The sequence below is a fragment of the Lentibacillus jeotgali genome (assembly GCF_000224785.1).
GTDB lineage: Bacteria > Bacillota > Bacilli > Bacillales > Amphibacillaceae > Lentibacillus > Lentibacillus jeotgali.
Genome location: NZ_AGAV01000001.1, coordinates 37,195 through 58,026, shown reverse-complemented (window position 1 = coordinate 58,026; position 20,832 = coordinate 37,195). Strand labels below are relative to the sequence as shown.

Below are 20,832 nucleotides of genomic sequence, written 5' to 3'. Positions count from 1 at the left end.
ATTGGGGATAAATAACTTCATCACTATATCTTGATCTATCATTTCGTTTTCGCAAGTACTTTAATTCAATTAATTCTTGTTCAATTGGACTTAATGATTGAATGGCTGAGTGCAGTATCTCCAGCCACTCTGAAACTTGTATTGCTTTTAGGGCATACATTTCCGTTTTGCTTTTTTTGAAATTGCTTGAACCATGAGGCATATCCGATATGGAAGAAACAATGCTCGGCACTTGCGTTTCGGTTGCCATTGCTTTAATTTTAAAATACCGGTCTAACCAGTTTTTTTCCGCATGCTCTATATAAAATTGCTGTTCATCTTTTAAAATCTCTCCAATTTCCTCTTGCGTGAACAAATTCTCAACTTCCGAACTAAATTGCATCACCAATCCATCCTTTCCTGCATAATAGATATTGATTCAAACTCTGATTCCTTTCGTTCAGGAGGATGATATTTATCCAATGAACGCAATGCCCATGCTATCCGTTGAAAGTAAATTGAGGCATGGTCCAAATCATCTTGTTCGATAGCTTTTAAAGCTTTAGCCAGGTTCATATCATAATCATCCCATTCTTGTTTTATATACGCTTGAACAATTTGAGACATAATTACATCCTCCTTAATAAGCTGTTACTTAAAATCTCACTGACACTATCATATAAATCTTCTTTATTTGAATAGCACTCATGGTTGGATTTAGAAGCCATTTCGTACAGGCCATGTCGATTTTTTATAAGCGTCACTTTAATTTCTGGAATATACTTAGAAGAACCTTGTTGCATATTGCAAATCGCATTAAATAAAGGATCACACGCTTTTCCTAGATATTCATAAACGTTTAATTGCTGGATTGTGTAGTCACTCATCGTGATTTTCCTTCCATTCCATAGCACATTCCTTTTACCGATGGATTCATAATCGTATGTCTTAGTGCCCCTATCTGCATTTCTTCTTCGCTGTTCCTGCCATGTAACGTTTCCAACCATAAACGGTACATGGTTAATGCCTCGGAAATAAGATGGGCTTCAGAATATCCAGCTTCAATCAAGATCTTTCCTTCATCACGTTTGTTAATGGCTTGCATCTTAGCCCTCCTAGATTAAAGTTATCTATTTGACGATTTTACATATTAGCTAACCATGGTATAATTGAAGATATCTTCTTGGACATCAGAAAGTTTGATATTCAGGCGTATCCTTGCTTTCTGTTTTCCAGTTCATTAAGATATTTTCTTGTTTCAGCTGCCGTTGGTACATATTTGTCACCAACGGAGCTTTTATGTTGCATCCATTCTCGCCATTTCCTGTCGGTCTCCACTTGATTATCCTTCGGGTCAAACACCATCACACTTTGCATGCCTTGCCACATTTAAAACGCCCTCCTTCTATAATCTGAACCATTCATAACGATAACGTTTGTATTGTCCATCATTCTTGAGAAATTCCGTTCATTGACCCGTTTTTTGAGTTCATCACTGCTTAAATTGGTCGTGTAAACGGTTGCTTTACCTGAGCGATCATCAAGTATCTCGAAAAGTTTAGACGTAGACCATTCTGTTTGCTGTTCCGCCCCAATATCATCCAGCACTAATAAATCCACACGTTGAATAATAGTTAACAGTTCCTCTTCTGTAACGCCTTTCGTATTATAGGTCCCCTTAACTTTAGTAAGCAGTTTTGGAAGTGAGAGAAACAAGCATTCATAGTCTTTTTTCATCAACGCTTTTGTTATAGAAAGCGAAAGATGACTTTTGCCTGTTCCATAATCACCCGTCAATAAAAGATTCTGTTTTCGATCAAATGAATGGCTATACGCCAATACCTTTTTTTTAGCCTGCTTTAAGTTCGTGTCATACGCATCAAAGTTATCGAAGGTTGCTTCTTTCAGCGATTCATTGATCAGTGAATAATAATTAAATTTTTCCATCAGCTTACGATGTTTGAGCTGACTGTAATTTTGTTCAGCTGCCTTTGCCAGTTTGATATCTTCACATCTGCATCCGTAATTTGCTATGACTCGCTCCCCTTTACGTGGTCCAGAAGGAATGATTAATTCTGTTTGTGACACGTGCTGATGGCAACCATCACACCCAAACGTTTGAAGTACCTTTTGTTCTGGACTTTTCATATGCTGTTTAACACTTTCCATCAGAATGCCTCCCTAAAATCCATAATCATAACCATCATTCGCAGTAGCTTGCTTCTTATATTCTTTTTTGTTGTTTTCGATTTCTTCCAGCGTTAATAACGATTGATTTTCCCAGTTTCGGAGAATACCCTCAATGTAATTCAACTGTCTTTTGTTATTGGCACATGCTATCTCCATAGCCTTGCGTATGATTTTTTCAGGTTGCTTAAAAGAAGAATCATCCAACCACGACAACAACTGGTTTTTTCCCTGAATATTATTTAACCCGAATCCGTTACCATCCCAAAATTGAATGATTACTGACGTTTGGTGTTGTTCTTTATCTGTATCTTTATTTTTCTCTAATTCTTCCTCTGTATCTGGTGGACATTTGTCCACCCCTTGTCCACCTAAAAAGTTCGCACTACTTTTTTGCTTACTTTTAGTTATTCTTTGTTGCTGTTTCTTAAAAGCTCCAACGCTTTGCATACCAATCATTTCCTCAACCTGCTTTAGATATATCTCTCCATTTTCTAAAATTTCCACTAGACCAATTTTTGTTAATAATTTCATAGCAACAACAACTGTGTCTGAGTTTGTTTTAGTTAGTTCAGCCAACTTTTTATGGTCATAGGGAATTAGCATTTGACCAACATTTCTTATTAAAATCCCATTGGATCTTAATGATTTTAGGCACAATTTTAAATAAAATAAAGAATATTCCTTACCATTCGGCTGTTCCTCTAACCAATCTATAGCGTCTTCTTCAAAAAAATCCTCTTTTAACTGTAACCAATAAAATCTTTTATTCTTTTCGTAATTAGTCACAGAAGCACTCCTATCACCTATTTTTTTCATCTCCTAAGTACTCTTTTAATAACTTCGGCGAGATGTGATATGTCCATTTACTAGACATTTGGACCGCTATGCCAATCGGTAAAATATCTCTCTGTAAACCAATTCGAACAAATTGCTCGGATTTCCCTAATCTTTTTGCTGCCTCTGATACTTTTATATTCATTTTTTCTTTGTCATCATTGTCTGTGAACATAAAAATCCCTCCAATCGAAATAAATAGGTTATTTTAACAAATTATCACTACAAGAGAACACTTCATCAAAACTTAGATCATTAAAGCCTTGAAGAACACCTGTGACAAATTTACCCCCTGGATTCCTCTTACCATTCATAATTCGATTGACAGTACTTTGCGTAACTCCTACTTCTTCTGCAAATTGGCATTGAGAAATACCTTTGTTCTCCAAATATGTTTGTAGAAAATTTACATCAACTAATATGGCTTTTGTTCCATCCATAAATAACCCTCCCTCCTTTTGCCTTTTGGTAATTGCCTTATGGTAATAAGCTAACATTTACATTACCTTTTGGCAATACTTTTTAATGTTTTTCTCTGAATAAATTTCCTTTTGGTAACAAATTTTAGTAAAATAAGAGTAAGAAAGGTATCAGTGTATTAGGAGCGAAAACGATGACCCATCGATTTGGAAAATACTTAAAAGAAAAAAGAGATGAAAAAGGCTTTACCATCAACCAACTATCTCTATATTCAGGTATTAGTGCTGCTCAGTTGTCTAGAATTGAAAATGGAAAAAGAGGAGTTCCGAAAGCTGAAAATATCCAGAAACTTGCAGAAGCATTGCTCGTACCTTACGATGAAATAATGCGGATGGCTGGGTACTACAAACCAAGTGACACCAAACAACAAGAGCAGGAGCTTCCTGAGCTGTCAGAGAAGGACGAGCGTGATATAGCTAAGGATTTAGAAAAAATGATAAAAAATTTATCTAATGACGATGCATACTCACAATTCGATGGAAGGGCGATAGATGAAATGGAAAAAGAAGATAGAGAATTATTAATTGCTTCGTTGGAAAATTCGCTGCGCATGGCCAAACGAATGGCGAAACAAAAGTTTACCCCCCATAAATATCGAAAGTAAGATATTCTGTGGCATATTTAATACCTAGAAATACAGCAATTAAGCTTATTACAAAATATGGAACGAATTGTCCTTTTGAAATTGCAAGACAGAAGGGTATCACAATTTATTTCGAATCTCTGGGGGGGTCCTTCGGGTACTATGCTTGCTACAAAAGGATTCAATCAATTCATATTAATGATAGTATCAATGAAGCTCTGCAAAAATTTGTTTGTGCCCATGAATTAGGCCATTCAATACTACACAAAAATGAAAATACTCCTTTTTTAAAAAGGAATACATTTTTTTCAACAAACAAAATTGAGTTAGAAGCGAATAAATTTGCAGTCGAACTACTCATTCCAGATGAATTTATTTATGAATTTAGGGATACAAGAGTTACAATAAAAGAAGTGGCTCAGAAATTTGGGGTTCCAGAAGAGGTGTGTCACTTGAAAAAAATTGACCATATAGATTAAAACGTACAATGTTGTACTATTTTTTTATACCGAGAAACAGAACATATATTCTGTTTCAGTTATTAGTAATTGAATTTAATGCCAATTGAAATTACATTAGTTACTACAGCCACAATTAAGGATGGTGATGATTGTGAAAAACCCAAATGGCTACGGTTCAATCTTCAAATTGTCTGGGAAACGAAGAAAACCATTTGCTGTAAGAATTACAACCGGTTGGGATAATAACGGAAAACAAAAGTTTGAATACCTCGGTTACTATACGTCAAGACAGGAAGCAATGATTGCATTAGCTGATTATAACAGTAACCCATATGATCTTTCTGCTGGTAAAATCACTTTTGCTGAAATTTTTGAAAGGTTCTCTAAAGAGAAGTTTCCTAAAGTTTCAAAGTCCAATGTGCTTGGATACACTGCATCATTTAAAAAAGCAGAAGCCCTTCATAACATGAAATTTGTTAATATCAAAAAGTCGCATCTACAATCAGTAATTGACAACTGCGAGAGATCACATGGTACGAAAAGGGAAATCAAAGTCTTGTTCAATCAATTGTATAAATACGCAATGGAAAATGATTTAATTCAAAAGGATTATTCAAGATTCGTAGAACTACCGAAGAATGATTCCAAAAGCTCACGCAAGCCGTTTTCAATCGATGAAATTGATAAATTATGGGACAATGTCCATCGTTTGGATGATATCGATACCGTTCTCATCATGATCTATACTGGATTACGTCCTGGTGAGCTTGTGGAGGTAAAAAATAAAAACATCTACCTTGAAGAAAGATATTTCCGTGGTGGTTTTAAAACAGAAGCTGGAACAAATAGAGTGGTGCCTATCCATAAGAAAATACATTCGCTTTTTGATGCTCGAATGGATCCGAAAAATGAATACTTAATCGTAAATCATGAGGGAAATAAAATGAGTTACTATACGTATTACCACGAAAGATGGAAAAAAGTTATGGAACAGTTGGAAATGAATCATAAACCCCATGATTGTCGTCATACCTTTGCAACACTCATGGATAATGTTGATGCCAATAAATTGTCCATTAAGCGAATAATGGGACATGCATCTAAAGATATCACAGACAAAGTCTATACACATAAAGACATAGAACAGCTTCTCATAGCAATTGACAAGCTATGAGAAGAACTGTTTTTCTCTTTAATTTTTTGTATATTACTCGTATATTACTTGTATATTATGTGTGAATTTTTGCCTATTTTTAAAGCAACGCATATATAGTAGAATCCCCCAACCATAGGCGGCTGGGGGATTCGTGAAAATTGATTGCTTAACGTTTTGAGAACTGTGGTGAACGACGTGCACCTTTAAGACCGTATTTCTTACGTTCAGTCGCACGAGCGTCACGTGTCAGATATCCTTCACGCTTAAGGGTTGCACGGTACTCAGGGTCTGCTTCCAGCAGTGCACGGGCAACTCCGTGACGGATAGCGCCAGCCTGTCCGGTAAACCCTCCCCCGTCAACGTTAACCAGCACATCATATGTGCCCTCAGTTTCAGTAGCTTTCAATGGCTGATTCAAAATAATACGTTGTGTTTCATATGGGAAGTAGTCTTCTGCATTACGTTTGTTAATTAAAACACGGCCTGTTCCTGGAACAAGACGGACACGTGCAGTTGATTTTTTACGGCGTCCGGTGCCGTAATATTGTACTTGTGCCAAATTGAATAACCTCCTTTTTATTAACCGCGAAGTTCGTAAGCTTCTGGTTTTTGTGCTTGATGATTGTGTTCAGCACCTCTGTATACGTGTAGTTTTTTACCCATTTTACGTCCTAAAGGGCCTTTTGGAAGCATGCCTTTAACCGTTGTCTCAAGCATTTGTATAGGATACTTTGAACGCATTTCATTTGCAGAGCGTGCTTTCAGTCCACCTGGGTGGTTTGAATGACGATAGTACATTTTGTCAGTCAGTTTTTTACCAGTCAGCTCAACTTTGTCAGCATTGATAATGATGACATGATCGCCGGTATCAGCATGTGGTGTGTAAGTTGGTTTATGCTTTCCGCGCAGGATTGCAGCAACCTCACTAGACAAACGTCCAAGCCGCTTGCCTTCAGCATCCACAACAAACCATTTGCGTTCGATATTATTTTCATTGGCCATGAATGTTGTGCGCATGGTCATTTCCCTCCAATTTCAATCATTTCATTTCAAGAGTCGTTTACATATTTCATCACAATTAGTTTCCGGGGCTAATCGTGGTTCAAATAAAAATACCACAAACCATCATATACCAGAACCGAGCGGATGTCAAGTTTTACGGGCATTTTTCTTAAATATAGTAAAAGCGGTTCACACACTAGTTTCTGCTAAATAGCTGTTGTGTTTTAGCCCGCATCCAATAGTCAGTAACCGGTTCTATTCAATTAACATTGAATGGGGAACCGCCCCATTCAATGACGTTTCACTTTATCATTATTTCCCGGGAAATGATGAAAGTTGTCTATTATTGACCGTTGTCTGGCCTCCTACTCCTCATACCGTACATTCCTCAGGTATAAACCTTGCGGCGGAACTGTGTCTCCGGCAAGCTGCCGATCTTTTTGATCAAATAAACGCGGTATTTCTGCTGGCTCCAAATTACCCCGGCCCACCTCAAGAAGTGTTCCGACAATGATCCGGGCCATGTTATATAAAAACCCATGTCCCCTCATAACAAATTCTATTTGGCTTCCTTCTCGCTGACAGGAGACTTCCACTAGTGTTCGGACCTTGCTGCCTTTGACACTGGCTTTTGCCGATGAGAACGTGGTGAAGTCGTGCGTGCCCTCGAAGTATTTACACGTTTCCTGCATTTTAGCTATGTCTAAAGTATATGGATACTGGTAAACATAGTTACGTTTGAATACATCCGGTTCCGGTTCATTCAGAATATAATACCGGTATTCCTTTTCCAACACATCAAAACGTGCATGAAATGAAGCCGGAACCTCTTCTGCCTCATTTACATGAATGTCTGACGGAAGCATTGCATTTAGCGCCCGTTTCCAGTCGGCCGGCAGCAGGTTATAATCAGATTCAAAATGAATAGCCTGTGCTTTTGCGTGAACACCTTTATCAGTCCTGCCTGATGGATAAACCTTCACATAGGCTCCTTTATGAATTTTCGCGAGCGCCTCTTCTAATTCCCCCTGCACTGTTCGCTCCCGGGACTGGATCTGTAAGCCCGAAAAATTTGTACCATCATAACTAATGACACATTTGATTTTAGCCATACGTCCCCGGTCCTTCCTAGTAGTTTCTTGTCAAAAATAATAAGGCTGTAACAATAATAAATAAAATAAAGACCATATAGTCACGTTTGCCGAGTATCAACTCTCGCAGTTTCGTACGCCCTTCACCGCCTTGATATCCGCGGGCTTCCATTGCCATTGCCAATTCCTCCGCCCGCTTGAAGGCACTGACAAACAGCGGCACGAGCAGCGGCACAACTGCTTTGACTCGATCCCTTAACGGCCCCGTCCGAAAATCGACACCGCGAGATGCCTGTGCCTTGGAGATTTTATCCGTTTCCTGCATAAGTGTCGGGATAAACCGGAGTGAAATCGACATCATCAACGCCAGTTCATGGACAGGGAACCGTATCCTTTTCAACGGATGGAGCATGTCCTCAATGGCATCCGTTATTTCGATCGGTGTGGTGGTCAATGTCAACAATGATGTCACTAATATAAGCAAGAAAAACCTTATAGATATTGCAAATCCTTGTATGAGTGCGCCTGAATAAATGCTGAATCCAAATATATCTATTAGTACAGTACCTTTATTTGTGACAATCAAATGCAATAAAAAAGTAAATACAATTAAAAACCAGACGGGTGTCAGCCCTTTTAAAATATATCGGATTTGAATCCGGGTCGTGAACATGCTTGCCAGTGCAAAGACAATTAACACACTGTAGCTTATTACTGAATTTGCTAAAAAAACGATGAAAACAAAGAAAAAAATGACAGTAATCTTGGTTCTCGGGTCCAACCGGTGAACAAACGATTCACCGGGAACATACTGACCGATTATCAACGCATTATTCATCTTTTCCGGCTCCCTTCAGGACTTGCCGGATTTCCCTGGCAAGTTCGGCTTCGGATTGCCGGCGGAAAGGAACTTTCTGCTCGAATTTTTCTGAAAATGCATTGATGAACTGTACCATTTCCGGGACGTCCAACTGAACGTTGTGCAACGCCTCCCGTTGCGTCAGAACATCTTCCGGCTTACCTTCCATATATTTTGTTCCATCATTTAAAATAATCACGTTGTCAGCATATTTAACGGCATCTTCCATACTGTGCGTAACAAGGATTGTCGTCAGCGCCTGCCGTTGGTGCATATCATAAAACATATCCATCATCTCATGCTGGCCCCGCGGATCAAGTCCTGCCGTCGGCTCATCCAGTACGAGCACTTTCGGCTTTGTCGCAAGCACACCGGCAATCGCCACGCGTCGCATTTGTCCGCCGCTCAATTCAAACGGGGACCGCCCAAGCAACTCCTCCGGCAGCCCAACTTCAGTTGTTATGTCACGCACACGGTTTTCAATTTCATCTTCAGGGACATTGAAGTTTTTTGGGCCAAAAGCGATATCTTTTTTGACCGTTTCCTCAAATAATTGGTGCTCCGGATACTGAAAAACAACACCTACAAGATTTCGAAGCATTTTCATGTTATCCGGTTTTTCATCATTCGTTAACCGGTATTTTCCAATCGTTACTTCCCCTTCACTCGGACGCACCAGGCCGTTAAGATGCTGGATCAATGTCGATTTGCCGGAACCGGTATGGCCAATAACTGCTGTAAACGTGCCAGATGGGATGTAAAAAGACAAGTCTGCAATCGCTTTATGGGCAAAGGGTGTGTTTTTCTGGTAAATATAGCTTACGTGATTGAATGTGATATCCATAGTTCCTCCAGCAGCTCTTCGTGGTTTAGTGCCTCATTATTGATCGGAACGCCTGCTTTCCACAACTCATCAGATAAAGCTGCCACGAACGGAATATCCAAACCGATCTTGCGCAATTCCGCTTTTTTTGCAAATATATCCCGCGGTGCCGCTTCATCCCAAACCTCACCCGCGTTCATGACAATCACCCGTTCAGCCTCCACGACTTCCTGGAGGTCGTGAGTGATGGTAATCAAAGAAAGATTTCGTTTTTCTTGTACATTTGTGACAGTTTTCATGATTTCAGTTCGGCCTCGGGGGTCCAGCATTGCGGTGGCTTCATCCAAGATCAGAACTTGCGGAAATATTGCCAGCACACTTGCAATCGCCACCCGCTGTTTCTGGCCCCCGGAAAGTTTGTGCGGTTCTGTCAGCCGGTATTCCTGCATCCCGACAGCCGATAACGTATCATTGATACGCCTGACCATCTCATCGCGTTCAATGCCGCGGTTCTCCATCCCAAAGGCAACATCATCCTGTACAGTTGTGCCGACAAACTGGTTATCAGGATTCTGAAATACCATGCCGACATCTTTACGGATCTCCCAAATTGAATCCTGAGTTACCGGGCGGTTATTAATGATAATTTCGCCTTCCTGGGGAAAAAGCAGGCCATTCATCAATTTCGCAATCGTCGACTTGCCTGAGCCATTATGACCAATGATAGCAATTGCTTCATTTTCATAGATTTCAAACGAGCAGTTTTTCAATACCCAGGGCTGCTCTTCTCCGTATCTGAACGATACATTTCTAAACTCGACTATTTTATTTCGCATATTTGCTTACCCTTTCACTCGGGCGGCACTACAAACCCCCTGGTTTTGTTGATCTTCGCTCCAGACAATTCCACTTGCTGTCAACAGACAAAATAGCGATGAGTAGAACAAAGGGTCTACCCCCATGTCCCAATTACAAAAAAAGGGCTGGGATTCACCTCGTGGAAGAGATTCTGTCCTGCCCTTATCATATCGCCTGCATTAAACAAGTTCGATGATTGCCATTTTTGCTCCATCACCCTGACGGGACCCCAGCTTAAGGACACGTGTGTATCCGCCTTGTCTGTCCTCGTAGCGTGCCGCGACGTCATCGAACAATTTTTGAATAACTGTTTCATCCTCATTTGCTTCCTGATCATACAGAAAAGCAGCTGCCTGGCGACGCGCATGAACATCACCGCGTTTGCCAAGTGTAATCATCTTTTCGACTGTTGATTTCAGATCTTTCGCCTTCGCTTCTGTTGTTTCAATACGCTCATGGATAATCAAATCAGAAGCAAGGTTGCGAAGCATTGCCATGCGGTGATCTGTCTTACGCCCTAATTTCCTGGCCATGGACTATCCCTCCCTTTTTACTGAAAATCTCAAGGTGTTATTAGTCATCATCTCGCAAGCCCAAGCCTAAATCTGCAAGCTTCACTTTGACTTCCTCAAGCGATTTGCGGCCAAGGTTGCGCACTTTCATCATATCTTCTTCTGATTTATTTGCTAGTTCTTGAACGGTGTTGATTCCAGCGCGTTTCAAACAATTGTAGGACCTTACAGATAAATCTAGTTCTTCGATAGTCATTTCCATAACTTTTTCTTTTTGATCTTCTTCTTTTTCAACCATAATTTCTGCTTTTTGTGCTTCGTCTGTTAAGCTGATGAAAATATTAAGATGCTCATTAAAGACTTTTGCCCCCAATGAAACAGCTTCCTCAGGACGGATGCTGCCATCGGTCCATACATCCATTGTCAGCTTATCGTAGTTCGAAACTTGCCCTACACGTGTGTTTTCCACTTGATACGTTACACGTGATACAGGTGTAAAAATAGAATCAACCGGGATAACACCAATTGGCTGTTCATCATGTTTGTTCGCTTCAGCCGGTCGATATCCGCGACCGCGCTCTGCCGTTATTTTCATATGAAGTGTTCCATTGCCGTTGATTGTTGCAATCGGCAGATCGGGATTCAGCACCTCTACATCACTGTCGTATGTCAAGTCTGCAGCCGTAACTTTTCCTTCACCCTGCACATCGATCTCTAACGTTTTGACATCATCAGAGTAAATCTTCAATGCAAGCTTTTTCAAGTTCAAAATAATGGTTGTTACGTCTTCAACAACACCTTCGACTGTTGAGAACTCATGCTGAGCCCCATCAATTTGAACTGATGTAACAGCAGCACCCGGAAGTGAGGATAGCAGGATACGACGCAAGGAGTTTCCTAAAGTAGTACCATATCCACGTTCAAGCGGCTCGGCGACGAACTTCCCAAATGTAGCATCATCGGTGATCTCTACCGTTTCTATTCCCGGCTTTTCAATTTCGATCATTCTATAAAACCCTCCTTTAAAACGTCGAAACCCCGGTCAGACATTCGGCAATGTCCAACCGAAATTCCCCAAGTAGGCAGTTGGCGTTTCTGCACTAAAACACTATCGTCTTTATCTTGCTGTCAGGTTCACTTAAAAGATTCGTATATCTCGCTTTTTACTTTTAGCTATCATAACCCATTATAGACAACGTGACAAATATCTATACGCGAGTCTTATACACGACGACGTTTTGGCGGGCGGCAGCCATTATGAGGAACCGGTGTTACGTCACGAATAGCTGTAACATCAAGTCCTGCTGCCTGCAATGAACGAATTGCTGCTTCACGGCCGGCTCCTGGTCCTTTAACCGTTACTTCCAATGATTTCATACCGTTATCGACTGCGTTTTTGGCAGCTGTCTCAGCGGCCATTTGTGCAGCAAATGGTGTTGACTTACGGGAACCTTTAAAGCCAAGTGCACCTGCAGAGCTCCATCCGATTGAATTTCCTTTGACATCTGTAATGGTTACAATCGTGTTATTAAATGTTGAACGGATATGCGCAACACCCGTATCAATATTCTTTTTCACGCGGCGTTTACGCGGTGTGTTCTGTTTGCGTGCCATAGATGTTTACCCTCCTTTGCGTTACTTTTTCTTATTAGCCATTGTGCGACGCGGGCCTTTACGGGTGCGTGAGTTGTTTTTCGTCTTCTGACCACGCAGTGGCAAACCGCGGCGGTGTCTAATTCCTCTGTAGGACCCGATTTCGATCAGACGTTTAATGTTAAGGGATGTTTCACGACGAAGGTCACCTTCAACTGAATAATCGCCGATTGCCTTACGGATGCTGCTTAATTCATCCTCAGTCAGGTCGCGTACACGTGTGCTTTCGGAAACGCCTGCCTCTTTCAGAATTTCCTGGGCAGTGCTTTTGCCTACACCGTGAATATAGGTTAATGAAATAACTACACGTTTATCACGTGGGATGTCAATACCTGCAATACGTGCCATAACTTGCTTGCACCTCCTTGTTTATTAGCCTTGTTTCTGCTTGTGTTTCGGATTATCGCAAATCACCATTAATTTACCTTTACGTTTGACGACTTTGCATTTTTCGCAAATCGGTTTTACAGATGCTCTGACTTTCATCAATTTTACCTCCTTTTATATCGGAGCTCGCGCGAGTCTATTTATAACGGTACGTAATTCGTCCTTTGGTTAAATCATATGGCGAAAGTTCTACCGTCACTTTATCGCCAGGCAAAATGCGGATGAAATGCATACGGATTTTGCCGGAAACATGAGCCAATACTGTGTGCCCGTTTTCCAGCTCCACATTAAACATCGCATTTGGCAATGTTTCGGTTACGGTACCTTCCACTTCAATAACATCGTCTTTAGCCATCGTGTTGATCTCCCTTCTTCAAATCAGTCACAACTTCATTGATAAATTTCGTTATGGCAAATCGCAATTTACCATTTGTGACACGACCAGTTTCTAGAAGGCTGTTTTGGACTTCCGGAGATATATAATCCATTACTTCAATATGATGCAGGTTCTTTTTCTTTGGCCGATCATATTTACGTTTTTCCCCATCTGCCAGCAAGACATACCGGTCATCAATCAGTTTTAGTACCACCGCGTATTGACCTGCTTCGCGTCCTTGCAGAATCCGAACAACTTGACCTATTCGCGGAATCGAATCAGCTTCGTTCAACAACGATCACCTTCACTTAGGCTTACTTTACAAAAAAGATTTTCCGATACGGTTCCATCGGATCTATTCACTGTTAAATCAGTCATAAATACCCACGGCATCCATTATACCGATTTGTGTGCCTGATTGCATCCATACGGTATACAGCCGGCAGATTAATACTCAATTGCTGATTGGATATCTTTAAATACGTGATCGATTTCCTGATCACCATCAATTTTAACAAGATTTCCTTTATCATGATAGAAATCCAACAGCGGCTTCATCTGTTCCAGGTTTACGTTCAGACGGTTTTTTACCGTTTCAGCCTGATCATCTTCGCGCTGCATTAATTTGGATCCATCATTATCACATATTCCCTCTTTTTGCGGTGGGTTATGCGTAACATGATAAGTTGCTCCACACGTCGGACAAATTCTGCGGCCCGCGAGACGCTCCACTAAATCTTCTTCCGGCACATCTACGTGCAGGACATAATCAATTGAGTCATCCATTTCTTCCAATAACGCTTGTAAGCTTTTCGCCTGTGCAACAGTTCTCGGAAATCCGTCCAATAAGAAGCCATTCTTACAGTCATCTCTGCCCAAGCGTTCTTTGACTATTCCTATTGTAACATCATCTGGAACAAGCGCTCCCTGGTCCATATATTCTTTAGCCTTCTGGCCCAGTTCAGTTCCTTCCTTTATCGCTAAACGGAACATATCTCCTGTTGAAATATGAGGGATGTGATATGCTTCATTTATTTTTTCAGCCTGTGTGCCCTTTCCGGCGCCCGGCAGACCCATCAAGATTAAATTCAACAGTTTTCCCCTCGCTCTCATTGGCAGCATACGTTACTTAATAAAGCCTTTATAGTGCCGTTTTACCAGCTGGCTTTCCAGTTGCTTCATCGTCTGCAGGGCAACACCCACAACGATCAGTAAGCTTGTGCCGCCGATTTGTACTGCTTGCGGCAGATTTGCCAGACCGCCTAATACAATCGGCAGTACAGAAACCGCTGCTAAGAAGATTGATCCCACAAATGTTAAACGATACATAACACGTGTAAGGTAGGTCTCTGTATTTCTGCCGGGACGTATACCTGGAATATATCCGCCCTGTTTTTGCAGATTTTCCGCCATTTGCTCAGGATTGACTTGAACAAATGTATAGAAATAAGTGAACGCAATAATCAAACCAACATAAATGACCATCCCGACTGGCTGGGTGTAATCAAAAATGGATTCGATTGTTGCTGCTATTTCATTACCTTCAAAAAGCCCTGCAATCGTCCGCGGTGCAATAATAAATGCTATTGCAAAAATCACCGGTATAACGCCCGCTGCGTTAACTTTTAACGGCAAATGTGTTGAGTGACCGCCAACCGGTGAACGGTTGACCAGCTTCTTGGCATATTGGATTGGTATTTTGCGCAGTGCCTGCTGGATAAAGATAACCCCGACAGTAACTGCCACCACTACCAATGCTATTAACGCAACAATGACAATATTAATGAACAATTCGTCACCGGCATCAACGAAATATTGACTGTATAGCTGGTTCACGCCATTTGGAACTGCCGAAACGATACCAGCAAAAATAAGAATGGAAATACCATTGCCGACACCATTTGCTGTGATCTGTTCACCCAGCCACATCAAAAATGCCGTTCCGCTCGTCAATACAATGGCAATGATCAAAAACTTCCATACACTTGGTTCGCTGATCAGCATCCCCCCGGCCATTGCGTTGAATCCGATCGACATGGCAATCGCCTGGACAAATGCAAGTAAAATCGTTCCATAACGTGTAACCTGAGCAATCTTTTTCCGGCCCATTTCACCTTGTCTTTTCCACTCGGTGAACTTTGGCACGACATCCATCTGCAGAAGCTGCATGATGATGGCTGCTGTAATGTAGGGCATAATCCCCATCGCGAAGATGGAGAAGTTCTGCAGTGCCCCCCCGCCAAATGTATTCAAAAAGCCGAACACATTTTGCTGGTTCATAAAATCAATTGCCTCTCTATTTGTATAAGGCACTGGAATAAATGTACCAAGACGGAATACAATCAGCATTAACAGAGTGAATATAATCTTCCGTCTGATATCACCTACCCGCATTAAATTGGAGATTGAACGGAACATTAAACCACCTCTGTTTTACCGCCCGCTGCCTCGATTGCTTCTTTGGCAGAAGCAGAGAACTTATGAGCTTTTACAGTGAACTTCTTCTCAACATTGCCTTTTCCAAGCACTTTAATGCCGGATTTTGGTTTGCTGACGACACCTTCATCAAGTAATAGCTCAGGTGTGATTTCTGTGCCCTCTTCAAAGCGATTTAAAGCATCCAGGTTTACAATAGCGAACTCTTTGCGGTGAACGTTAGTAAACCCGCGTTTCGGTAAACGCTGGAACAAAGGCATTTGCCCGCCTTCAAAACCTGGCCGTGTGCTGCTGCCTTCACGTGCTTTTTGACCTTTATGTCCTCTGCCGGATGTTTTGCCATTGCCAGAGGCCATTCCGCGGCCAACACGGTTACGTTTCTTACGGCTGCCTTCTGATGACTTTAATTCATGAAGTTTCATGTGTGCACCTCCTCTTACGCTTTATAATATTACACTTCTTTAACCGTTACGAGATGTGATATTTTGTCAATCATACCACGTATGGCTGGTGTGTCTTCACGTACGACGGATTGACGGATTTTTTTCAGGCCCAGTGATTGAACAGTCTGGCGCTGTCCTTCTGTCCGGCCGATGACACTGCGCGTGAGGGTGATCTCTAATTGTTTAGACATAGTATTTCCCTCCTTATCCTAACAGTTCTTCTACAGATTTGCCGCGTAGTTTTGCTACGTTTTCAGCTGTTTTTAAATTTGTTAAGCCATTTAGTGTTGCCCGAATCATGTTAATTGGTGTATTGGAACCAAGCGATTTTGTCAAGATATCGCCTACACCTGCAAGCTCAAGAATTGCACGTACAGGTCCGCCTGAGATAACTCCCGTACCTTCCGTAGCTGGTTTCATCAATACATTTCCTGATCCATAGCGTCCATGGATTTCATGCGGGATTGTAGTTCCGACCATCGGTACCTCAATCAGATTCTTCTTCGCATCGTCAACTGCTTTTTTAATAGCCTCCGGTACCTCTTTGGCCTTGCCGGTTCCAAAGCCTACATGGCCATTTTTATCTCCAACTACAACCAATGCGGCAAAGCGGAAATTCCGTCCACCCTTAACAACTTTCGCAACACGGTTTATCGCAACAACGCGTTCTTCAAGATCTAATTTGTTTGGATCAATGCTAGTATGCATCTATGTCCCTCCTTTATTTCACAATTAAAATTCCAGACCTGCTTCGCGAGCGGCGTCTGCCAATGCCTTTACACGTCCATGATAAAGGTATCCTCCGCGGTCAAAAACAACTGATTGATAACCTTTATCCTTGGCACGTTTTGCAACCAATGTGCCTACCTGCTCAGCAGCTGCTACATTGCTGCTGGATTCCAGGCTTAATTCATTATCGGTGGTGGAAGCACTTGCTAGTGTAACGCCGTCCATATCATCGATTAATTGTGCATAAATGTGCTTATTGGAACGATAAACATTCAGACGCGGGCGTTCCTGTGTCCCAAAGATACTCTTGCGGACACGTTCATGTCGTTTTTTGCGCAGATCATTTTTGTCAGGTTTTGCGATCATTCAGGCCACTCCTTTCTGCTCCCTAGCTAAAATTACTTAGCCGTTTTACCCTCTTTTTGGCGTACTTGTTCGCCTTCATAGCGAATACCTTTTCCTTTATACGGCTCTGGCGGTCTGATTGCACGAATATTTGCGGCAACGCCACCTACCAATTCTTTATCGATACCTTTTACGGTTAATTTCGTGTTTTGTGGAACGTCAATCTCAACGCCTTCGATTGGTTCGATTTCAACGGGATGTGAATAGCCGGCATTGACAACGACTTTATCACCCTGTTTTTGAGCACGATACCCAACACCAGTAATCTCAAGTGATTTTTCGAACCCCTTATGAACACCTTCGATCATGTTCGCAATCAGGCTGCGGGTTGTTCCATGCAGTGACCGGTGCTCCTTGTTTTCACTTGGACGTTCAACAGTCAGTACATTATCTTCAATAACGACTTTCATATCCGGATGAAAGTTCCTTGTCAGTTCACCTTTTGGACCTTTTACTGTTACGCTATTTCCATCAAGGTTAACATCTACACCTTCTGGAATTTCAACTGGCTTCAGTCCGATACGGGACATTCCATACACCTCCTGTCTTAAAAGTATAAATTACCAAACGTATGCCAATACTTCTCCGCCAACAGCCTGCGAGCGTGCTTCTTTGTCGGAAAGTACGCCATTTGATGTCGATACGATTGCAATACCTAAACCATTCAGTACACGAGGCACCTCATCAGCTTTTGCATAAACACGCAATCCTGGCTTACTGATGCGTTTGATGCCCGTGATGACTTTTTCTTCGTTGGAACCGTACTTCATGAAGATACGCAGAACACCCTGTTTGTTATCTTCAATGAATTCATAATCGCGTACAAACCCTTCACGTTTCAGGATATCGGCGATTTCCTTTTTCAATTTGGATGCCGGAAGCTCCAATTTTTCATGACGTACCATGTTAGCGTTACGTATACGAGTCAGCATATCTGCAATTGGATCTGTCATAACCATTACTACATTACCTCCTTCCCGAATCGGGGTTTACCAGCTTGCTTTTTTGACGCCAGGAATTTGACCCTTATAGGCCAGTTCACGGAAACAAATACGGCACAGTTTGAATTTGCGGATCACAGAATGTGGACGGCCACAGCGTTCGCACCGTGTATATTCACGCACTTTAAACTTTTGCGGTTTCTTTTGTTTCGCAATCATTGCTTTTCTAGCCACAATTTTCCCTCCTTAATTTATTTCTGGAAAGGCATACCAACCTGAGTCAGCAATTCACGTGCTTCTTCATCTGTATTGGATGTGGTTACGATAACGATATCCATACCACGTACTTTACTTATCTTATCATAGTTGATTTCCGGGAAAATCAGTTGTTCCTTGATGCCTAGTGTATAGTTGCCACGGCCGTCAAAAGCCTTTTTGGAAATACCGCGGAAGTCACGCACACGTGGAAGTGATACGGCAATCAGTTTTTGCAGAAATTCATACATCCGATCGCCTCTTAGCGTCACTTTGGCTCCAATTGGCATTCCTTCGCGCAGACGAAATCCGGCAATTGACTTTTTAGCACGGGTTACAACCGGCTTTTGTCCGGAAATAAGTGCAAGCTCCTCAACTGCGTTGTCCAAAGCTTTTGAGTTTTGAACGGCGTCACCGACACCCATATTAATAACGATTTTCTCGATGTTCGGTGCTTGCATTACAGAATCATAATCAAATTTATTCATCAAAGATGGCAGTATCTCATCCTGATATTTTTGTTTCAAGTCGTTCATCACGAGCGCCCTCCTTTCACTGCGATCTATTTATCAATTGCTTCTCCGGATTTTTTAGCGATACGGACTTTCTTACCGTCATGATCTTCATAACCAACACGGGTTGGCTCACCGGATTTCGGATCAACTAACATGACGTTGGAAACATGGATGGCTGCTTCCTGGTTCAGAATGCCGCCTTGCGGGTTATCCTGTGAAGGCTTTGCGTGTTTCTTAGTCATGTTAATACCTTCAACCAATACACGTTCTTTCTTTGGATATGCTTCCAGGATTGTTCCTTCTTTACCACGGTCTTTACCGGAAATGACTTTAACTTTGTCACCTTTTTTCACATGCATGCTCTACGCACCTCCTTGACAAGGCTTTTTAAACTCTTTAAGTGGTTGCATAAAAAGTCCGATGAAAAGGACGCACCAAAATATTCGATGCTTACGTTTCCGTTGCTCAAACCTATGCGTAATCGAACTTTCAGGTCTTTTTCATCCTACTCTTCAAACTCGCACCTATAAAACTTCCGGAGCTAGAGATACGATTTTCATGAATTTGGCATCACGCAATTCACGTGCAACCGGCCCAAAAATACGCGTTCCTCGTGGACCTTTATCGTCACGGACAATTACGGCAGCATTTTCATCAAAACGAATGTAGGATCCGTCGTTTCGGCGTACACCGGATTTCGAACGGACAATAACAGCTCGAACAACTTCACCTTTTTTGACAACGCCTCCTGGTGTTGCGTGTTTCACCGTGCAAACAATGATATCACCGATATTGGCAGTTTTTCGGCCGGATCCACCCAAAACTTTGATAGTTTTGACCTCACGTGCACCAGAGTTATCTGCAACTTTTAAATTAGTTTCCTCTTGAATCATATCGCTTTGACCTCCCTTCAGATACCTTCCGAGCGAACTTTAGTTAGATGATGACCGATTCTTCAACAATTTCAACCAGACGGAATCGTTTAGTTGCTGACAGCGGCCGGGTTTCCATGATTTTTACAACGTCGCCCATTTTTGCTTCGTTATTTTCATCATGCGTCTTGAATTTCTTTGAATATTTTACACGCTTGCCATATAGTTGATGGAATTTGTACGTTTCAACCAAAACAGTGATGGTTTTATCCATTTTATCCGATACAACACGGCCTGTGTAAACTTTACGATTATTACGCTCACTCATTTTGAGGCGAACCTCCTCTCAGGTTAATTATTTACGCTTAGTTCGCGCTGGCGTGCGACGGTTTTCATGCGGGCAATGGTTTTTTTCACTTCACCGATACGTGCGGTGTTTTCCAATTGGCCGGTTGCTAGTTGAAAGCGTAAATTAAATAATTCTTCTTTTAACGATTTGACCTTTTGTTCAATTTCGGCAGTGGTTAATTCTCTAATTTCATTAGCTTTCATTTGATTCACCACCAATTTCTTCACGTTTTACGAATTTCGTTTTAATCGGCAGTTTATGAGAAGCCAAACGGAGCGCTTCACGTGCAACTTCCTCTGATACACCTGCGATTTCAAACATGATTTTTCCTGGCTTGACAACTGCTACCCAGCCTTCAGGGGCACCTTTACCGGAACCCATACGGACTTCAAGGGGTTTTGCAGTATATGGTTTGTCAGGAAAGATTTTAATCCAAACCTTACCGCCACGCTTCATGTAACGCGTCATGGCGATACGGGCTGCCTCGATTTGGCGGCTAGTGATCCAGGTCGGTTCAACTGCCTGTAATCCATACTCACCAAAAGCTACTGTAGTTCCACCTTTTGCTTGGCCTTTCATACGGCCGCGGTGTTGTTTACGATATTTAACACGTTTAGGCATTAACATAATGCATGTCCCCCTT

General features: G+C 41.7%; 40 protein-coding genes. 3 read left to right on the top strand and 37 right to left on the bottom strand.

Annotated elements, in window-relative coordinates; genetic code table 11:
* From ON01_RS00385 to ON01_RS00345, 9 genes are all read right to left on the bottom strand, one after another.
* Positions 1-382: hypothetical protein (locus ON01_RS00385; protein WP_010529033.1), on the bottom strand; the 382-nt coding region annotated here is incomplete at its 3' end.
* Positions 382-606 carry a hypothetical protein gene (locus ON01_RS00380; RefSeq protein WP_010529032.1) on the bottom strand — a complete coding sequence of 75 codons (225 nt, stop codon included), beginning with the start codon at positions 604-606 and terminating at the stop codon, positions 382-384. The genes ON01_RS00380 and ON01_RS00385, both read right to left, overlap by 1 nt.
* A 2-nt stretch (positions 607-608) precedes the next feature.
* Positions 609-866 (bottom strand): hypothetical protein, encoded by a 258-nt coding sequence (locus ON01_RS00375; RefSeq protein ID WP_010529031.1) that lies wholly within the window; start codon positions 864-866, stop codon positions 609-611.
* The gene (locus ON01_RS00370) at positions 863-1,084 is read right to left on the bottom strand and encodes a hypothetical protein (RefSeq protein ID WP_010529030.1); all 222 of its coding nucleotides are present in this window, start codon (positions 1,082-1,084) and stop codon (positions 863-865) included. Before ON01_RS00370 ends, ON01_RS00375 begins: the two co-directional genes overlap by 4 nt.
* Positions 1,085-1,185: 101 nt before the next feature.
* Positions 1,186-1,368 (bottom strand): hypothetical protein, encoded by a 183-nt coding sequence (locus ON01_RS00365; RefSeq protein ID WP_010529029.1) that lies wholly within the window; start codon positions 1,366-1,368, stop codon positions 1,186-1,188.
* A complete protein-coding gene (locus tag ON01_RS00360) occupies positions 1,369-2,148 on the bottom strand; it encodes an ATP-binding protein (protein WP_010529028.1) in 780 nt (259 codons plus the stop codon).
* Between the two features lie 12 nt (positions 2,149-2,160).
* On the bottom strand, positions 2,161-2,955 hold the full coding sequence (locus tag ON01_RS00355) for a phage replisome organizer N-terminal domain-containing protein (RefSeq protein WP_029328926.1): 795 nt from the start codon (positions 2,953-2,955) through the stop codon (positions 2,161-2,163).
* Positions 2,956-2,968: 13 nt separating this feature from the next.
* On the bottom strand, positions 2,969-3,178 hold the full coding sequence (locus ON01_RS00350; RefSeq protein ID WP_010529026.1) for a hypothetical protein: 210 nt from the start codon (positions 3,176-3,178) through the stop codon (positions 2,969-2,971).
* Positions 3,179-3,206: 28 nt separating this feature from the next.
* Positions 3,207-3,443 (bottom strand): helix-turn-helix transcriptional regulator, encoded by a 237-nt coding sequence (locus ON01_RS00345; protein ID WP_010529025.1) that lies wholly within the window; start codon positions 3,441-3,443, stop codon positions 3,207-3,209.
* A 173-nt stretch (positions 3,444-3,616) separates the two neighbouring features.
* Between ON01_RS00345 and ON01_RS00340 the strand changes: the two genes are divergently transcribed.
* From ON01_RS00340 to ON01_RS00330, 3 genes are all read left to right on the top strand, one after another.
* Entirely contained in the window at positions 3,617-4,087 is a 471-nt protein-coding gene (locus ON01_RS00340) for a helix-turn-helix domain-containing protein (protein ID WP_010529024.1), read from the top strand.
* Positions 4,088-4,095: 8 nt separating this feature from the next.
* Positions 4,096-4,545, top strand: a complete 450-nt coding sequence (locus ON01_RS00335) for an ImmA/IrrE family metallo-endopeptidase (RefSeq protein WP_010529023.1) — start codon at positions 4,096-4,098, stop codon at positions 4,543-4,545.
* A gap of 127 nt (positions 4,546-4,672) precedes the next feature.
* Complete coding sequence (locus tag ON01_RS00330; protein WP_245544957.1) at positions 4,673-5,701, top strand: tyrosine-type recombinase/integrase; 1,029 nt, start codon at positions 4,673-4,675, stop codon at positions 5,699-5,701.
* A gap of 148 nt (positions 5,702-5,849) precedes the next feature.
* Here ON01_RS00330 and rpsI read toward each other — a convergent pair whose 3' ends face one another.
* From rpsI to rplP, 28 genes are all read right to left on the bottom strand, one after another.
* Positions 5,850-6,242: a 30S ribosomal protein S9 gene (gene rpsI, locus ON01_RS00325; RefSeq protein WP_010529021.1), complete on the bottom strand. Its 393-nt coding sequence runs from the start codon at positions 6,240-6,242 to the stop codon at positions 5,850-5,852.
* A gap of 20 nt (positions 6,243-6,262) precedes the next feature.
* Positions 6,263-6,700: a 50S ribosomal protein L13 gene (gene rplM / locus ON01_RS00320; protein ID WP_010529020.1), complete on the bottom strand. Its 438-nt coding sequence runs from the start codon at positions 6,698-6,700 to the stop codon at positions 6,263-6,265.
* A gap of 350 nt (positions 6,701-7,050) precedes the next feature.
* Complete coding sequence (gene truA, locus ON01_RS00315) at positions 7,051-7,797, bottom strand: tRNA pseudouridine(38-40) synthase TruA (protein WP_010529019.1); 747 nt, start codon at positions 7,795-7,797, stop codon at positions 7,051-7,053.
* Between the two features lie 16 nt (positions 7,798-7,813).
* Positions 7,814-8,614, bottom strand: coding sequence for an energy-coupling factor transporter transmembrane component T family protein (locus ON01_RS00310; RefSeq protein ID WP_010529018.1), 801 nt, complete (start codon positions 8,612-8,614; stop codon positions 7,814-7,816).
* Positions 8,607-9,479 (bottom strand): energy-coupling factor ABC transporter ATP-binding protein, encoded by an 873-nt coding sequence (locus ON01_RS00305; protein ID WP_010529017.1) that lies wholly within the window; start codon positions 9,477-9,479, stop codon positions 8,607-8,609. The genes ON01_RS00310 and ON01_RS00305 overlap by 8 nt, the downstream gene beginning before the upstream one ends.
* Complete coding sequence (locus ON01_RS00300) at positions 9,455-10,294, bottom strand: energy-coupling factor ABC transporter ATP-binding protein (protein WP_010529016.1); 840 nt, start codon at positions 10,292-10,294, stop codon at positions 9,455-9,457. The genes ON01_RS00305 and ON01_RS00300 overlap by 25 nt, the downstream gene beginning before the upstream one ends.
* Before the next feature lie 201 nt (positions 10,295-10,495).
* On the bottom strand, positions 10,496-10,849 hold the full coding sequence (rplQ, locus tag ON01_RS00295) for a 50S ribosomal protein L17 (protein ID WP_010529015.1): 354 nt from the start codon (positions 10,847-10,849) through the stop codon (positions 10,496-10,498).
* Positions 10,850-10,889: 40 nt separating this feature from the next.
* Entirely contained in the window at positions 10,890-11,834 is a 945-nt protein-coding gene (locus tag ON01_RS00290; RefSeq protein ID WP_010529014.1) for a DNA-directed RNA polymerase subunit alpha, read from the bottom strand.
* Between the two features lie 215 nt (positions 11,835-12,049).
* Positions 12,050-12,442, bottom strand: coding sequence for a 30S ribosomal protein S11 (gene rpsK / locus ON01_RS00285; RefSeq protein ID WP_010529013.1), 393 nt, complete (start codon positions 12,440-12,442; stop codon positions 12,050-12,052).
* 21 nt (positions 12,443-12,463) lie between these two features.
* Entirely contained in the window at positions 12,464-12,829 is a 366-nt protein-coding gene (gene rpsM / locus ON01_RS00280; RefSeq protein WP_010529012.1) for a 30S ribosomal protein S13, read from the bottom strand.
* A 24-nt stretch (positions 12,830-12,853) separates the two neighbouring features.
* The gene (gene rpmJ / locus ON01_RS00275) at positions 12,854-12,967 is read right to left on the bottom strand and encodes a 50S ribosomal protein L36 (protein WP_010529011.1); all 114 of its coding nucleotides are present in this window, start codon (positions 12,965-12,967) and stop codon (positions 12,854-12,856) included.
* A gap of 37 nt (positions 12,968-13,004) precedes the next feature.
* Positions 13,005-13,223: a translation initiation factor IF-1 gene (infA, locus tag ON01_RS00270; protein ID WP_010529010.1), complete on the bottom strand. Its 219-nt coding sequence runs from the start codon at positions 13,221-13,223 to the stop codon at positions 13,005-13,007.
* Positions 13,216-13,536: a KOW domain-containing RNA-binding protein gene (locus ON01_RS00265; RefSeq protein ID WP_010529009.1), complete on the bottom strand. Its 321-nt coding sequence runs from the start codon at positions 13,534-13,536 to the stop codon at positions 13,216-13,218. Before ON01_RS00265 ends, infA begins: the two co-directional genes overlap by 8 nt.
* 155 nt (positions 13,537-13,691) lie before the next feature.
* Positions 13,692-14,336 (bottom strand): adenylate kinase, encoded by a 645-nt coding sequence (locus ON01_RS00260; protein WP_010529008.1) that lies wholly within the window; start codon positions 14,334-14,336, stop codon positions 13,692-13,694.
* Positions 14,337-14,369: 33 nt separating this feature from the next.
* A complete protein-coding gene (gene secY / locus ON01_RS00255; protein ID WP_010529007.1) occupies positions 14,370-15,662 on the bottom strand; it encodes a preprotein translocase subunit SecY in 1,293 nt (430 codons plus the stop codon).
* Positions 15,662-16,102, bottom strand: coding sequence for a 50S ribosomal protein L15 (gene rplO / locus ON01_RS00250; protein ID WP_010529006.1), 441 nt, complete (start codon positions 16,100-16,102; stop codon positions 15,662-15,664). Before rplO ends, secY begins: the two co-directional genes overlap by 1 nt.
* A gap of 29 nt (positions 16,103-16,131) precedes the next feature.
* The gene (gene rpmD, locus ON01_RS00245) at positions 16,132-16,314 is read right to left on the bottom strand and encodes a 50S ribosomal protein L30 (protein ID WP_010529005.1); all 183 of its coding nucleotides are present in this window, start codon (positions 16,312-16,314) and stop codon (positions 16,132-16,134) included.
* Between the two features lie 13 nt (positions 16,315-16,327).
* Positions 16,328-16,831 carry a 30S ribosomal protein S5 gene (rpsE, locus tag ON01_RS00240; RefSeq protein WP_010529004.1) on the bottom strand — a complete coding sequence of 168 codons (504 nt, stop codon included), beginning with the start codon at positions 16,829-16,831 and terminating at the stop codon, positions 16,328-16,330.
* A gap of 24 nt (positions 16,832-16,855) precedes the next feature.
* A complete protein-coding gene (gene rplR, locus ON01_RS00235) occupies positions 16,856-17,218 on the bottom strand; it encodes a 50S ribosomal protein L18 (RefSeq protein WP_010529003.1) in 363 nt (120 codons plus the stop codon).
* A 32-nt stretch (positions 17,219-17,250) separates the two neighbouring features.
* Positions 17,251-17,787, bottom strand: coding sequence for a 50S ribosomal protein L6 (rplF, locus tag ON01_RS00230; protein WP_010529002.1), 537 nt, complete (start codon positions 17,785-17,787; stop codon positions 17,251-17,253).
* Between the two features lie 30 nt (positions 17,788-17,817).
* Complete coding sequence (gene rpsH, locus ON01_RS00225) at positions 17,818-18,216, bottom strand: 30S ribosomal protein S8 (protein ID WP_010529001.1); 399 nt, start codon at positions 18,214-18,216, stop codon at positions 17,818-17,820.
* A 30-nt stretch (positions 18,217-18,246) separates the two neighbouring features.
* A complete protein-coding gene (locus ON01_RS00220) occupies positions 18,247-18,432 on the bottom strand; it encodes a type Z 30S ribosomal protein S14 (RefSeq protein ID WP_010529000.1) in 186 nt (61 codons plus the stop codon).
* A 17-nt stretch (positions 18,433-18,449) separates the two neighbouring features.
* Complete coding sequence (gene rplE, locus ON01_RS00215; protein WP_010528999.1) at positions 18,450-18,989, bottom strand: 50S ribosomal protein L5; 540 nt, start codon at positions 18,987-18,989, stop codon at positions 18,450-18,452.
* 26 nt (positions 18,990-19,015) lie between these two features.
* Complete coding sequence (gene rplX / locus ON01_RS00210) at positions 19,016-19,327, bottom strand: 50S ribosomal protein L24 (RefSeq protein ID WP_010528998.1); 312 nt, start codon at positions 19,325-19,327, stop codon at positions 19,016-19,018.
* 165 nt (positions 19,328-19,492) lie between these two features.
* Entirely contained in the window at positions 19,493-19,861 is a 369-nt protein-coding gene (gene rplN, locus ON01_RS00205) for a 50S ribosomal protein L14 (protein WP_010528997.1), read from the bottom strand.
* Positions 19,862-19,904: 43 nt separating this feature from the next.
* On the bottom strand, positions 19,905-20,168 hold the full coding sequence (rpsQ, locus tag ON01_RS00200) for a 30S ribosomal protein S17 (RefSeq protein WP_010528996.1): 264 nt from the start codon (positions 20,166-20,168) through the stop codon (positions 19,905-19,907).
* A 23-nt stretch (positions 20,169-20,191) separates the two neighbouring features.
* Entirely contained in the window at positions 20,192-20,392 is a 201-nt protein-coding gene (rpmC, locus tag ON01_RS00195; protein ID WP_010528995.1) for a 50S ribosomal protein L29, read from the bottom strand.
* On the bottom strand, positions 20,382-20,816 hold the full coding sequence (gene rplP / locus ON01_RS00190; protein ID WP_010528994.1) for a 50S ribosomal protein L16: 435 nt from the start codon (positions 20,814-20,816) through the stop codon (positions 20,382-20,384). The genes rpmC and rplP overlap by 11 nt, the downstream gene beginning before the upstream one ends.
* Positions 20,817-20,832: the final 16 nt, after the last annotated feature.

Bases quoted from the DNA above. Each gene is read 5' to 3' on its own strand.
- ON01_RS00290 (WP_010529014.1), bottom strand. From the start codon at position 11,834: ATGATCGAAATTGAAAAGCCGGGAATAGAAACGGTAGAGATCACCGAT.
- rplE (WP_010528999.1), bottom strand. From the start codon at position 18,989: ATGAACGACTTGAAACAAAAATATCAGGATGAGATACTGCCATCTTTG.
- ON01_RS00350 (WP_010529026.1), bottom strand. From the start codon at position 3,178: ATGTTCACAGACAATGATGACAAAGAAAAAATGAATATAAAAGTATCA.
- rpsM (WP_010529012.1), bottom strand. From the start codon at position 12,829: ATGGCACGTATTGCAGGTATTGACATCCCACGTGATAAACGTGTAGTT.
- rplN (WP_010528997.1), bottom strand. From the start codon at position 19,861: ATGATTCAAGAGGAAACTAATTTAAAAGTTGCAGATAACTCTGGTGCA.
- ON01_RS00365 (WP_010529029.1), bottom strand. From the start codon at position 1,368: ATGTGGCAAGGCATGCAAAGTGTGATGGTGTTTGACCCGAAGGATAAT.
- secY (WP_010529007.1), bottom strand. From the start codon at position 15,662: ATGTTCCGTTCAATCTCCAATTTAATGCGGGTAGGTGATATCAGACGG.
- rplM (WP_010529020.1), bottom strand. From the start codon at position 6,700: ATGCGCACAACATTCATGGCCAATGAAAATAATATCGAACGCAAATGG.
- rplR (WP_010529003.1), bottom strand. From the start codon at position 17,218: ATGATCGCAAAACCTGACAAAAATGATCTGCGCAAAAAACGACATGAA.
- rpsQ (WP_010528996.1), bottom strand. From the start codon at position 20,168: ATGAGTGAGCGTAATAATCGTAAAGTTTACACAGGCCGTGTTGTATCG.
- rplP (WP_010528994.1), bottom strand. From the start codon at position 20,816: ATGTTAATGCCTAAACGTGTTAAATATCGTAAACAACACCGCGGCCGT.
- ON01_RS00375 (WP_010529031.1), bottom strand. From the start codon at position 866: ATGAGTGACTACACAATCCAGCAATTAAACGTTTATGAATATCTAGGA.
- ON01_RS00380 (WP_010529032.1), bottom strand. From the start codon at position 606: ATGTCTCAAATTGTTCAAGCGTATATAAAACAAGAATGGGATGATTAT.
- rplF (WP_010529002.1), bottom strand. From the start codon at position 17,787: ATGTCCCGTATCGGACTGAAGCCAGTTGAAATTCCAGAAGGTGTAGAT.
- ON01_RS00340 (WP_010529024.1), top strand. From the start codon at position 3,617: ATGACCCATCGATTTGGAAAATACTTAAAAGAAAAAAGAGATGAAAAA.
- rpmD (WP_010529005.1), bottom strand. From the start codon at position 16,314: ATGTCTAAACAATTAGAGATCACCCTCACGCGCAGTGTCATCGGCCGG.
- infA (WP_010529010.1), bottom strand. From the start codon at position 13,223: ATGGCTAAAGACGATGTTATTGAAGTGGAAGGTACCGTAACCGAAACA.
- rpsE (WP_010529004.1), bottom strand. From the start codon at position 16,831: ATGCATACTAGCATTGATCCAAACAAATTAGATCTTGAAGAACGCGTT.
- rplQ (WP_010529015.1), bottom strand. From the start codon at position 10,849: ATGGCCAGGAAATTAGGGCGTAAGACAGATCACCGCATGGCAATGCTT.
- ON01_RS00300 (WP_010529016.1), bottom strand. From the start codon at position 10,294: ATGCGAAATAAAATAGTCGAGTTTAGAAATGTATCGTTCAGATACGGA.
- ON01_RS00360 (WP_010529028.1), bottom strand. From the start codon at position 2,148: ATGGAAAGTGTTAAACAGCATATGAAAAGTCCAGAACAAAAGGTACTT.
- ON01_RS00330 (WP_245544957.1), top strand. From the start codon at position 4,673: ATGATTGTGAAAAACCCAAATGGCTACGGTTCAATCTTCAAATTGTCT.
- rplO (WP_010529006.1), bottom strand. From the start codon at position 16,102: ATGAAACTTCATGAATTAAAGTCATCAGAAGGCAGCCGTAAGAAACGT.
- rpsH (WP_010529001.1), bottom strand. From the start codon at position 18,216: ATGGTTATGACAGATCCAATTGCAGATATGCTGACTCGTATACGTAAC.
- rpsK (WP_010529013.1), bottom strand. From the start codon at position 12,442: ATGGCACGCAAACAGAACACACCGCGTAAACGCCGCGTGAAAAAGAAT.
- ON01_RS00345 (WP_010529025.1), bottom strand. From the start codon at position 3,443: ATGGATGGAACAAAAGCCATATTAGTTGATGTAAATTTTCTACAAACA.
- rpmJ (WP_010529011.1), bottom strand. From the start codon at position 12,967: ATGAAAGTCAGAGCATCTGTAAAACCGATTTGCGAAAAATGCAAAGTC.
- ON01_RS00370 (WP_010529030.1), bottom strand. From the start codon at position 1,084: ATGCAAGCCATTAACAAACGTGATGAAGGAAAGATCTTGATTGAAGCT.
- truA (WP_010529019.1), bottom strand. From the start codon at position 7,797: ATGGCTAAAATCAAATGTGTCATTAGTTATGATGGTACAAATTTTTCG.
- rplX (WP_010528998.1), bottom strand. From the start codon at position 19,327: ATGCATGTGAAAAAAGGTGACAAAGTTAAAGTCATTTCCGGTAAAGAC.
- rpmC (WP_010528995.1), bottom strand. From the start codon at position 20,392: ATGAAAGCTAATGAAATTAGAGAATTAACCACTGCCGAAATTGAACAA.
- ON01_RS00305 (WP_010529017.1), bottom strand. From the start codon at position 9,479: ATGGATATCACATTCAATCACGTAAGCTATATTTACCAGAAAAACACA.
- ON01_RS00310 (WP_010529018.1), bottom strand. From the start codon at position 8,614: ATGAATAATGCGTTGATAATCGGTCAGTATGTTCCCGGTGAATCGTTT.